This window comes from Paenibacillus sp. GCM10028914, assembly GCF_042666275.1.
Taxonomy (GTDB): domain Bacteria; phylum Bacillota; class Bacilli; order Paenibacillales; family Paenibacillaceae; genus Paenibacillus_AQ.
In genome coordinates this window covers 16,847-29,069 of sequence record NZ_JBHTFO010000018.1, presented here as the reverse complement: position 1 = coordinate 29,069, position 12,223 = coordinate 16,847, and the positions used below count along the sequence as shown (strand labels likewise).

Below are 12,223 nucleotides of genomic sequence, written 5' to 3'. Positions count from 1 at the left end.
AGGCTAACCTATTTCCTTATGCAAGTCTTCCAGCTTTACGGTACGTTGCTCGCCAGTTTCCATTGATTTCAGAGCAATTTCTCCACGAGCAAGCTCATCATCTCCAAGGATAGCCGTATAACGGGCCTGGAGACGGTCAGCTGATTTCATCTGGGCTTTCATCTTCCGACCAAGATAGTCACGTTCTGCTGAGAAGCCCGCGCTGCGCAGACGGTAGATCAGCTTCGTCACTTCCTCTTCAGCCGCTTCACCCAGTGCTACAAGATAGACATCCAGCGGCTTAACCGCGTTCAGCTCAATGTTTTGATGCTCAAGAATCAACATGATCCGCTCAAGACCAATCCCAAAGCCGATTCCCGGTTGATCTGGTCCACCGAATTGTTCCACTAAGCCATTAAACCGGCCGCCGCCACCTACAGTGTCAATGGCTCCAATGCCTTGTGCCTTAAATTCAAATGCCGTGTGAGTGTAATAATCGAGGCCACGAACAAGACGTGGATTGATTACGTAATCCACTCCCATAGCGTCCAGGTATCCCTTTACCTTTTCAAAATGGGTGCTGCACTCTTCATCCAGACTATCAAGAATCGAAGGTGCCCCATCGAACTTGTCCTGATCCTTCTTGCAGTCCAGTACACGCAGTGGATTACGCTCCATCCGGGACTGACAATCTGAACACAGGTTTTCTCTCATCGGTGTAAGGAAGGACAATAGTCGATCCCGATAAGCCGCTCGAACTTCTGGCGTTCCGACTGAATTGATCTCTACCTTCACACCTTGAAGACCCAGTTCTTTCGTGAAGGAATAACCAAGTGCAATAACCTCCGCATCGATTGCCGGGTCAGCTGCTCCAAATACCTCAACACCAAACTGGTGGAATTGACGATAGCGTCCTGCCTGCGGTCGCTCGTAACGAAACATTGGAGCGATATAATACAGCTTTGTAACATCAGGCTCACCGTATAATTTGTTCTGCACAAAAGCACGAACAACACCAGCTGTTCCTTCCGGACGCAGTGTCATGCTGCGGTCACCTTTATCCATAAAGGTGTACATTTCCTTTTCAACTATGTCCGTTGTCTCACCAACGCCACGCTCAAACAGCGAGGTCTGCTCGAACAGAGGTGTGCGAATTTCACGATAGTTATAGCGACGACACAAATCTCGTGCCTTCTCTTCAACAAACTGCCATTTCTCGACGGTACCTGGCAAAAAGTCCTGTGTACCTGTCGGTTTCTCAAACTTGATATTCGCCATCGTTCATCCCTCCATTAGTCCTACCAACTTACTTCAACTCTAAACTGACTTAATGTATGCTTGTTTCTAGCAAAACCAAAAAATCTCTCGTCCCCGTGTTGTAAATACAACAACAGGGACGAGAGATTGTTATCAACATTATCTCCCGTGGTGCCACCCACATTCCGGATTCATCCATCATGATCATCATGCGATCAAGTTGTTTGGATAACTCCGCTTCAAACCGGTTAACGCTCGGTGGCGCAGAGCGGCTACTACATTCATCTACCTGTTGCAACACAGGTAATGTTTCGCCGTCTGTTCTCGGGGAGGTCATTCGTCCACTCATCAAGGGAATCCTTACAGCCAAAGGGGTTCCTCTCTGGATCTTGTGGGGATGGAGTACTTGGTCCCGTCATCAAATCAGTATCTATAATTTATATCTTACCCAAAACATTATATTTTTAGATTGTAATGAACCGCCGCACTAAAGTCAAGAAACTTCCACAAAATCCGCTAAAAAAAAGAAAAAAACCTACAAACCGATGTTGTAGGTCCAAAACATTATATAAAAAAAGGGGGTCATGCTGTTATTATAAACAGCTTATATTAAGGAATCATGAAACAAACATTACAGTTATATTACAAGCGTGAAAGCGGTATCCTAAACTGTGCCAGAAAGCCTCTGGCGGAATCCAGTGCAGGATCTGCCAGAGGCTTTAGTCAAAAACTTATTTGCTTATGAATTATTCAAAACGCTCAACATATGCATTGTTTTTCCGCAGCACTTGAACAATTTCGTCATAATCCGCGTCATTTACCTTTCCTGACAAAACATACTTCAGATTATCATAATCCGAATCAGTTAAGTCAGCACGATCTACCCATTCATCACGTTCAGGCTCTGGGAGATCCTCCGAACGCTCTGTACCCGGCAGGTCTTTCGTTCCTAAAACCGCACCCGGAGCGACCGCCGCGCCACCAGCAGCTCCCGAACCAGGAGCAGTTCCCCCTACGCCTGTAATATTCCACGGCACGAGAGGAACGATGATGTTCGTACTTCTGCCAAGGTTCTCATGGAGTTGTCCAACTTCCAAATGATCAATACTGTACGTCTGAAGCGTTGTTCTTGCTCCCTCCGCTTCACTCTCTGTTCTGAAATATGCTTGAATTTGTTTAGACATGTCCATTCCTCCTTTTTTTCAAAACCATGTTGAAAATCCGGTGTTGCATGAACAAGTTCTAACCTGAAAAAGTAATTATTACAGCACTTTCAGCAGCTCACGTACAAAGGCTGGTTCATCCTTCGGTGTACGTGAAGTGATAAAATTGCGGTCAACAATAACTTCCTCATCCTTAAAATTGGCACCCGCATTTACCATATCATCTTGAAGTGGTGGGTAAGATGTAATAGTACGACCCTTCAATAGGTCGGCACTGGCCAAAATTTGCGGACCATGACAAATGGAAGCAATCGGCTTGCTTGCCTTGTCAGCTTCGGTTACGAACTTTAGAATATGGGAATCCAGTCGCAAATTTTCCGGAGAAGATCCGCCTGGAATAACCACCGCATCATAGTCCTGAACACTTACGTCAGCAATAGCTTTATCTGTTGTATAGGTTACTTTACCTTGTTTCCCCTTTACTTCCTGGCCTTTTTTCAGCCCGATGATGTCAGCCTGATGTCCGGCTTTCTTTACTTCCTCATAAGGAACTTGCATCTCTGAATCTTCAAATTGATCTGCTAGTAGAAAAGCTACTTTACTCATGATGTTCAGTCTCCTTTCAAGTTATCCTTAGCATCTTATTACCCTGTTGTGCTTTTTTTATAACAATGGATTTGCTTAAACTAATCCTTATTTAACAAAAAAAACCGCCAATTGGCGGATGTCCTTGCATATCGCAGTTAAGTTATCACCTTAAGGTTCAAACGGAGTTTCTATCAATGGTTTAAATTTTGCAGTCCCTGACTCGATTTCATTCTTATCTAGAAAGTGAATATTGAGCAGGTCATCTGTTATGAAAAACAAAAACATAAATCTCTCATCACCGGTAGTTAAGCTTTTAGTTACCGGGTAAATAGACACATCCACCTTCTGAAGCAATTTATCATTTTTATATATGGCTATCTCGTCACCATGAACATAAGTATAGCGGTCATCCGTGTATAATGCAGGAAAGATTGGTGCTGAAGGAATATCTGTTTCTTGAATATTATTACCATCTAACTCAGAGGAGTAGAATTTCAATGATCTTTCGTCCAACCAATCCCAAAGAGCATCTGCATTTAAATATCTATAGCTAAAGTATATATTTTGTCCATGAATTGCTTGGATTATAGGATGTGATCCATCATTTCGTTCCCATATTGCAGATACACTTGCATCGTTAAGATCATAGCGGAGCATACGCCAACGATCCTCCGTATTCTCATCGATGTAAATCTGTGACCCATAGACAAACATTCGAAAAACCCCAGATCCTTCTACATCTTCATTCTCTTTCTTATATATTATTTCTGGTTCACGGGATAATTTATCAAGCGGTAACCGAAGAAGTTGGTGAGTTTGTCTCATTCCCTCATTATAATCCACTACCAAATAATAAAAATAGCCCCGATGAATAGCAGCTTCTTTCATCAAGCCATGTGAGAAGGACCTCATTACTTTCCGCTTACTTCCATCTGGATTCCGTCTAACCAATTCATATATTCCAGATCTCCCACTTCCATCATCTGTAGATTCAATAGTGTATACATAATCTTTATAAAACTGCAATAAAACTGATTGTGATTTGTGTCTCTTTGAAACATATGCATTGCAATTGGTACCTCTTTCTTTCTTTAAGCAACCGTTATCAGGTCGATTGTCCAAAAGAACAGGATTTGTGCCTTGACGATCCATGTAATAAAGATAATTTCCATTCAAAAAATAATATCCCTGATCACTGAAAGCCACTCCAGTCCCATACATACTACCTCGATACATATATGGAAAATCAGTTTTTGCTATGTATTCATTTTCCTTCAATTGATCCGGGGATGAGCATCCTGTCAATGTAACCAGTAAGACAAGTAGCGCGAAAAAGTATATTTTCCACTTTAACACATCATCCCTCCTTCAAATTGTGCAGAAGTCTGCTCATACCATATATGGAATAACAATGTCTTTAACTGTTTAGTTTGATTTAAATCGTGAAAAAAAACACTCATTTAAAATGCAGGGATTCTTTCATACCCTTGAATTTCTAATGAGTGCTTCAATATATTCATTTGTATAATATATTGGTGTTCATTCTTCATCTTCTTGGTAAGTACACCCGCTCACTGGCTTTCACGTCCATCTTCCATAACGGATCTACAGGCAGTACAATGGATCGACTTAGGCTCTCTGTCTCTCTGACAGAGCCAGACTTGATGAGAGATAAAGTATTACAATTAGCAAACTTAGGGGATATTCGCATAAACAATAACTCCTTTATACCGTGATGTAAGCAAACATCTCTGTTTCACAGCATGTCCAGGTTATCTTCATCTTATGCGTTTATCCTCTTTCAATTACGACTATCGATAATGATGGTTACCGGGCCCGAGTTCGTTAACGACACATCCATCATTGCCCCGAACACTCCGGTTTCCACTTGAAGACCTTTTGCAGCCAACTCACGATTGAACGCTTCGTACAGCTTTTCTGCCTGCTCCGGTCTAGCCGCTGCCATGAAGTTAGGACGTTTTCCTTTGCGACAATCTCCGTAGAGCGTAAATTGAGAAACGGATAGAATAGCTCCACCGATATCAAGTACGCTGAAATTCATCTTTTCTTGCTCATCCTCAAATATTCTTAACCCCGCCACTTTATCAGCCAGGTATTTTGCATCCTTCTCTTCGTCTTCATGAGTAACGCCCACTAACACCATAAGTCCTTCCCCAATGGCTCCTACAACTTCTTCATGAACTGTCACTTGGGCATTCTTACATCTCTGAATAACAACTTTCATGATATCAGACTCCTTAACATAAAAAATCGCGGACAGCCTCCCCTTATTAGGTAAGCCAGTCCGCGTAGTTATTGTGGAACACGGCGATAAACCGTATGACACTTCATCTCAGTGAAATCAATCACTGCATAATTCGGTGAACAGTATAGACGTCCTTCACTCGTTTAATGCGCTCTACTACCGACTGAAGATGATCGGTATTGCGGATCAAAATTGTCATGTGAATCATAGCCATCTTGTTCTTATCCGAACGACCTGTCACAGCAGAAATATTCGTTTTGCTTTCCGATACAGCTTGAAGCACTTCATTAAGAAGTCCGTTGCGATCATGTCCAGTCACTTCAATATCGACACTGTAATTGGCTTCAATCGATGATTCCCATTCAACCTCAATAACACGTGCAGATTCCTCACCATCACCCGTTGCAGGCAAGTTCGGGCAATCAGATCGATGCACGGATACACCACGTCCACGTGTAACATAGCCAACGATGTCATCCCCTGGAACCGGATTGCAGCATCTGGCAAAACGAACGAGCAAGTTGTCAATGCCTTTAACACACACACCGTTAGTCGGACGACTCCGCTTCTCAGGTGGCGCCTTTATCTCCTTCATTTCAGAAGTCAGCTCAAGCAGACTTGCTTCCTCTTGCTCCTTCTCTTTGCGGAGCTTCTCTGTCAAGCGGGTACAAATCTGAGCAGCTGTAATTCCTCCGAAACCAACAGCAGAGAGCATATCCTCAATATCGTTGAAGGCAAATTTCTTACATGCCTCCATCATCTTATCGTCGCCCATCCAATCGGAAGGTTCAACACCGAGACGCTTCAACTCACGTTCAACCATGTCACGGCCCTTCTCGACATTCTCTTCCCGCTTCTCTTTCTTAAACCATTGTTTAATTTTACTTCTGGCATGGGAGGATTGTGCGATCTTCAACCAGTCCTGGCTAGGTCCATAAGAATGTTTAGAAGTCAGGATTTCAATGATATCCCCCGTTTTCAATTGGTGATCTAGAGGAACAATTCGTCCGTTTACCTTAGCCCCGATCGTCCGGTTACCAACCTCCGTATGAATTCGATAAGCAAAATCCAGTGGAACTGATCCCGCTGGGAGCTCAATCACTTCTCCTTTTGGCGTGAACACAAACACCAAATCGGAGAAGAAGTCCATTTTGAGTGATTCTACAAATTCAGAAGCATCTTTAGCTTCATGCTGAAGTTCTAGAATCTCACGGAAAAAGGTCATTTTATTATCAAAATCACCCGCTCCGGAACCTTCCTTATAGGCCCAGTGGGCCGCAATACCAAATTCAGCAGTCCGGTGCATCTCAACGGTTCGAATCTGAACTTCTGTCGGCTCGCCATTCGGTCCAACCACAGTCGTATGGAGAGACTGGTACATATTCGCTTTTGGCATAGCAATATAATCTTTAAATCGACCTGGCATCGGTTTCCACAACGTGTGAATAATACCTAATGTCGCATAACAGTCTTTGATATTATCAACAATGATCCGAATTGCAAGTAGGTCATAGATCTCGTTGAACTGTTTATTTTTAACAGACATTTTATTATACACACTGTAAATATGTTTCGGTCTACCGGACAAATCAGCTTCAATACCCATTTCGTCCAATTTTTCCTGAATACGCCCAATAACATTGTCGATGTACTGCTCGCGTTCAGCACGCTTCTTATGCATAAGATTCGCAATGCGGTAATACTGCTGGGGATTCAGATAACGAAGTGCAATATCCTCCATCTCCCACTTAATCGCTGAAATACCGAGCCGATGTGCAATAGGGCAAAAGATTTCCAGCGTTTCATGTGAAATACGGCGCTGACTTTCTTCGGACTGATACTTAAGTGTTCGCATATTATGAAGACGGTCTGCCAGTTTAATAACGATTACACGAATATCCCGTGCCATCGCAATAAACATTTTACGGTAGTTCTCGTTCTGCTGTTCTTCCTTAGAACCAAACTTAATTCGTTCCAGCTTGGTTAACCCATCCACCAACATAGCGCATGTATCGCCGAACTTATCGCGGATTTGCTCTAGGGAAACCGTTGTATCTTCAACGACATCATGCAGCAGCGCAGCAATAATAGACAGCGTGTCCATTTGCATATTAACAACAATTTCAGCTACCGCGAGCGGATGAAGAATATATGGTTCTCCCGATTTCCGCACTTGCCCATGGTGGGCTTGCTCCGCAAATTCATAAGCTTCCTGAATACGGAGAAGATCGGGTTCTTTAATATAGGCGCCAGCCTTCTCAAGTAATCGCTCTATGCCCATTCTTAATCCTTCTCTTCCCTTTCTATATAAAATGGAACCCGCTTTAAAACATGCAGGTTCCCTCATCGAATGTTTCCTATCATTATGACGCTTACAACGGTTCACGTCAACACTGCACCCTTAGTAAACACGCATTACTTCGGGCTTCAACGCAGTTGACCACCAAATTTTTACAGGGATGCATTTTATGCCGAATCACAAAAAAATGTTATTGAAAAAATAATCGATTGTATTTAATCTATTAAAGATCATGTAACGTACGGTCGGTATGATAAAAAAGTCCTAGAGGAGTGATTTGGTTTGCAACGTGAAATTCAAGTAAATGAAAAGCTTCCGTTTGGCCCAGGCTTTCTACTAAGTCTGCAACATTTGTTCGCCATGTTCGGAAGCACGGTGCTTGTGCCGAATATATTCGGTGTGGATCCAGGTATGATCCTGCTGATGAACGGAATTGGCACACTGCTCTACATATTGTTATGTAAAGGAAAGATCCCTGCTTATCTTGGTTCTAGCTTCGCCTTCATCGCACCGGTCAGCATTGTTATCAACGGAAATCCGGGCGATAATTATGGTAAAGCGCTTGGAGCCTTTATTGTAACTGGGATTATCTTTTGTATCGTCGCATTAATCGTCAAGTATGCCGGTACCCGCTGGATTGATTTTGCATTCCCACCAGCTGTCATGGGTGCAGTCATCGCAATGATTGGTCTGGAAATTGTTCCGGTCGCAGCTAGAATGGCAGGATTCCTTCCTCCAACCGATCCGGCTGAAGCAGCCAACTGGTCCATCGATCCTACCACCATTACAATTTCCTTAATCACTTTAGGTGTAACTGTTTTGGGTTCTATTCTATTCCGCGGATTCCCTAAAATTATTCATATTCTGATCGGTATCGTTACAGGCTATGCATTATCCTTTGCATTCGGTGTTGTGAAAGTTGAAAACATTAAAGAAGCAAGCTTCTTTTCGGCTCCTCATATGACGACACCAGTATTCGATTGGGCGGCCGTTTTCACAATCATTCCGGTTGCCTTAGTCGTGATCGTGGAGCATATTGGTCACCTGCTTGTAACAAGTAATATCGTTGGTAAAGATCTTTCAAAGGACCCAGGACTTCATCGTTCTCTCCTAGGGAACGGTATTTCCACAATCCTGTCTGGCTTTGTAGGTTCAACACCAAATACGACTTATGGAGAGAACATCGGTGTTATGGCACTGACCAAGGTATACTCTGTTCGAGTTATTGGCGGAGCAGCCGTCATTGCAATCCTGCTGTCTTTCTCGGGTACGTTCTCTGCTATTGTCGCAAACATACCAGAACCCGTTATGGGAGGCGTCTCATTGCTGTTGTTCGGTGTAATTGCAGCTTCCGGTCTTCGTATCTTTGTTGAGCAACGCGTCGACTTTTCCAAAGCAAGTAATATGCTACTCGCTTCACTTGTATTCGTTGTCGGAGTTAGTGGTATTACTTTCAAACTCGGTAACGTAGAACTTAAGGGTATGGCACTTGCAACCATCGTCGGTATGGTTCTAGCAATCCTGTTTAAACTATTCGACATTCTCGGTCTTTCGAATGAAAAAGCGGACAAGCAACCCGCTGCTGAAAAATAAACGATAAGACATAAAAGAATAAGCCCTTCGGTAACTTGCGCCGGAGGGCTTATTCTTTATTATTTCCCGGGAAAATCCGCTCATATAAGACGTTATTCTTACTCGTAGTGCATAAGTGTAAATACATCGATTCCCTGCAGCTTATCACGACCATTAAGCTCTGTAAGCTCAATCATAAAGGCCGCTCCAACCACATTACCGCCCAATTGACGGACCAAATCTACTGATGTAGCAATCGTTCCACCTGTAGCAAGCAAATCGTCTGCTATAAGAACGTTCTGTCCTTTTTCAATAGCATCAACATGCATAGCCAGCTTGTCTTTACCATACTCCAAATCGTATCCTGCTTCGATTGTTTCATACGGCAGTTTGCCACTCTTACGAATTGGAGTAAAGCCAACGCCTAATGCGTAAGCTAGTGGAGCGCCTACCACAAATCCACGAGCTTCAGGACCAGCGATAACATCAATTTTCAGATGCTCAACCATCTTTTTCAGTTCATTGATTGAACTCCGATAAGCTTCGCCGTTCTTAAGTAATGTCGTAATATCTTTGAAGCTGATTCCTGGTTGTGGAAAATCCGGAATGACACGAATATAGTCTTTAAAATCCAATAAAATCTCCTCCTAAGTCAGTAATACCGTTTACGATACACCTTTCGTTCGGGCCATCATCCAATGAGTTAGTTGCTCAGTGCTTGCATGTAGCAAATGCTGCTCCATTTCTGCTAGCTCATTCAGCTCCCTGAAATGAAGGGATGCATCGAGCGGTTTTTTTTCCGGTTTTGTTATGAAGGTAATCATTCCTTCAGCACGCTTAATAAATACCAACTCTTCGAATACATCAAGCACTTTGCCAAGCATACGCTGCGAAAGTGCTGACGATCTCTGCATCTGAGCAATTACTTTCTCTTCAGAAACAGGCTTCGAGCATAAGCTGGCAAGCATGATATAGAGCTTTTTAAATTGATCCCGAGTCGGTATTTGTAGTGAATCCCGCTTGCTACGGACCGGATGCAGCAAAAATATATTCGGCACGGAGCGAAACGTCGACAGCAATGCATCAAGCTGTCCCGGTGTCTCCGGTACGTCTAGAACAAACAACACTGAAATGGGCTCACAGCCGCCTTTTTCTGCGACTTCATTCATCGGCAAAATGCCAGCATTCCTATCATATACCCAAAGGGACATTTCATACAAATGACTTTTTATAGCATCTTGGGAATTCTCTGCTAATACGATTCCTGATCGGGACGCTGGACAGTGTAAGTGAGGTTCCAGTGCCTCTCTCAGCCGCTCTAACTCCTGAATCGGATCATTCACTCCGCGGTAGTCAAAAACCTGCTGATAAGGTACACTCATGTCTTGAATCATAAGCTGAGGCTTTCGATTTCCGTTCCATTCATTGACAGATAGCTCACCCAGCACATCGACCTTCGTCCCTTCTGGAAGTACATCCGCGAGGTGGCCTAAACCAAAAGCAATGGCTTCAAGTTGGTTACCATTCTGCTCGAAACGCAACTTTAAATGTTTGCTCTCTTTGCCCATCTTACGTACATCTATTACTTCCATACCACGAAAGATCATTTTGGGAACCGGATTAGACATTCCATAAGGTCCAAGCGCCTCTAATTCATCAATCACCTTCAGTGGAACATCTGAAACAGAGCACTCCAGATCAGCTTGATAAACAGGGATAAAGTGTTCATCACTCAATACATTATCTGCAAATGAACATAAGCTTCTTTCGAACTCTTCCAACTGTTCCGTATGCAAACTCATACCTGCAGCAGCAGGATGTCCGCCAAAATGATGCATAAGCTCCTTACAGGAGTGCAGCGCCTCGTAAATATCAAACCCAGGGATAGAACGGGCTGAGCCTTTACAATTACCGGTCTCCGGATCAATCCCGAGTACAATAACAGGTCTATAGAAACGCTCCAGTATTTTAGAGGCTACGATTCCTACCACACCTACATTCCAGCCTTCTCCTGCCAGAACGATGACTGGCGGAAGTTTATCATATCCCCAGCGACTTTGTATCATCTGCATCGATTCTTGAACAATTTGTTCCACAACTTGCTGTCGGTTCTTATTCAGAGCATCAAGCTCCCAAGCTAGCCGTTCTGCTTCATCCTGATCATCTGTCGTTAAAAGTGTTACAGCTCTTCCAGCATGATCTAATCGACCGCTCGCATTAATTCGTGGAGCCATAGCAAAAGCTACATTAAGAGCACTTACCTGCTCTACATTTACTCCTCCAACCTCAAGCAGTGCTCGGATTCCGATAAAACGGGTCTTCCTCATCGACTCCAGACCTTTTTTCACCAGAATGCGATTCTCGTCGGTCAGTGGCATAAGATCTGCAATCGTTCCGATAGCTACAATTTCGAGCCATTCCAGCGGAGGCGTACCCACAAGTGCCTGCGCTAACTTGTAAGCAACCCCTACACCCGCCAATCCTTTAAAGGGATAAGGACATGTGGATATCTTCGGGTTAATCAGAGCATAAGCATCTGGAAGTTGTTCCGGAGGCTCATGATGATCCGTAACAATGACATCCATACCAAGTTCGTTGGCATAAGCGATTTGTTCAACTGCACTTATACCTGTGTCTACGGTTATTACTAGGGATACACCTTGTTGGTGGGCCCAATCGAGCGCATGATTATGAAGTCCATACCCCTCGTTAGAACGATGAGGTATATAAATATCATATGAAGCACCGAGATAGCGCATTAGTTGTATCATCAAGGAAGTGCTGGACACACCGTCAGCATCATAATCCCCATATATCAAAATATGCTCATGTTCTTCGATCGCCTTTCGGATCCGGGAGACCGCTTCATTCATACCGAGCATTAAGAACGGATCATGTGTCAATTCAAATGTCCCGTTCAGAAATAGCTCCCCTTCCTCAGGAGAGGTAATGCCTCTAGCAGTCATTAGTGAAGCTAGCAAAGGAGATACCGATAGTTCCTCTGCTAGTTGGCCAGACATCTCTTCATCAGTAGATAGCATTCGCCATTCATACTTGGAATATAGCACAATAGTTCACCTTTCTTCTCGCTTCAGTACC

General features: G+C 43.5%; 10 protein-coding genes. 1 reads left to right on the top strand and 9 read right to left on the bottom strand.

Annotated features, from left to right (window positions below; all coding sequences use genetic code 11):
- Positions 1 to 3 precede the first annotated feature (3 nt).
- From hisS to ACFQV5_RS20635, 7 genes are all read right to left on the bottom strand, one after another.
- The gene (gene hisS, locus ACFQV5_RS20665) at positions 4 to 1,248 is read right to left on the bottom strand and encodes a histidine--tRNA ligase (RefSeq protein ID WP_379251092.1); all 1,245 of its coding nucleotides are present in this window, start codon (positions 1,246 to 1,248) and stop codon (positions 4 to 6) included.
- A 734-nt stretch (positions 1,249 to 1,982) separates the two neighbouring features.
- The gene (locus ACFQV5_RS20660; RefSeq protein ID WP_379249539.1) at positions 1,983 to 2,420 is read right to left on the bottom strand and encodes a hypothetical protein; all 438 of its coding nucleotides are present in this window, start codon (positions 2,418 to 2,420) and stop codon (positions 1,983 to 1,985) included.
- Between the two features lie 78 nt (positions 2,421 to 2,498).
- Positions 2,499 to 3,005, bottom strand: coding sequence for a type 1 glutamine amidotransferase domain-containing protein (locus ACFQV5_RS20655; RefSeq protein ID WP_379249538.1), 507 nt, complete (start codon positions 3,003 to 3,005; stop codon positions 2,499 to 2,501).
- Positions 3,006 to 3,155: 150 nt separating this feature from the next.
- The gene (locus ACFQV5_RS20650) at positions 3,156 to 4,343 is read right to left on the bottom strand and encodes a hypothetical protein (protein WP_379249536.1); all 1,188 of its coding nucleotides are present in this window, start codon (positions 4,341 to 4,343) and stop codon (positions 3,156 to 3,158) included.
- A 190-nt stretch (positions 4,344 to 4,533) separates the two neighbouring features.
- On the bottom strand, positions 4,534 to 4,698 hold the full coding sequence (locus ACFQV5_RS20645) for a hypothetical protein (protein WP_379249534.1): 165 nt from the start codon (positions 4,696 to 4,698) through the stop codon (positions 4,534 to 4,536).
- A 90-nt stretch (positions 4,699 to 4,788) separates the two neighbouring features.
- On the bottom strand, positions 4,789 to 5,232 hold the full coding sequence (dtd, locus tag ACFQV5_RS20640) for a D-aminoacyl-tRNA deacylase (protein ID WP_379249532.1): 444 nt from the start codon (positions 5,230 to 5,232) through the stop codon (positions 4,789 to 4,791).
- Between the two features lie 121 nt (positions 5,233 to 5,353).
- Positions 5,354 to 7,534 carry a RelA/SpoT family protein gene (locus ACFQV5_RS20635; protein ID WP_379249530.1) on the bottom strand — a complete coding sequence of 727 codons (2,181 nt, stop codon included), beginning with the start codon at positions 7,532 to 7,534 and terminating at the stop codon, positions 5,354 to 5,356.
- A 300-nt stretch (positions 7,535 to 7,834) separates the two neighbouring features.
- Here ACFQV5_RS20635 and uraA point away from each other — a divergent pair, with 300 nt between their 5' ends.
- Positions 7,835 to 9,145 (top strand): uracil permease, encoded by a 1,311-nt coding sequence (gene uraA, locus ACFQV5_RS20630; RefSeq protein ID WP_379249528.1) that lies wholly within the window; start codon positions 7,835 to 7,837, stop codon positions 9,143 to 9,145.
- A 98-nt stretch (positions 9,146 to 9,243) separates the two neighbouring features.
- Here the strand turns inward: uraA and ACFQV5_RS20625 are convergent, their stop codons facing one another.
- On the bottom strand, positions 9,244 to 9,759 hold the full coding sequence (locus ACFQV5_RS20625) for an adenine phosphoribosyltransferase (protein ID WP_379249526.1): 516 nt from the start codon (positions 9,757 to 9,759) through the stop codon (positions 9,244 to 9,246).
- Between the two features lie 30 nt (positions 9,760 to 9,789).
- Positions 9,790 to 12,192: a single-stranded-DNA-specific exonuclease RecJ gene (gene recJ / locus ACFQV5_RS20620; protein WP_379249524.1), complete on the bottom strand. Its 2,403-nt coding sequence runs from the start codon at positions 12,190 to 12,192 to the stop codon at positions 9,790 to 9,792.
- Positions 12,193 to 12,223 lie beyond the last annotated feature (31 nt).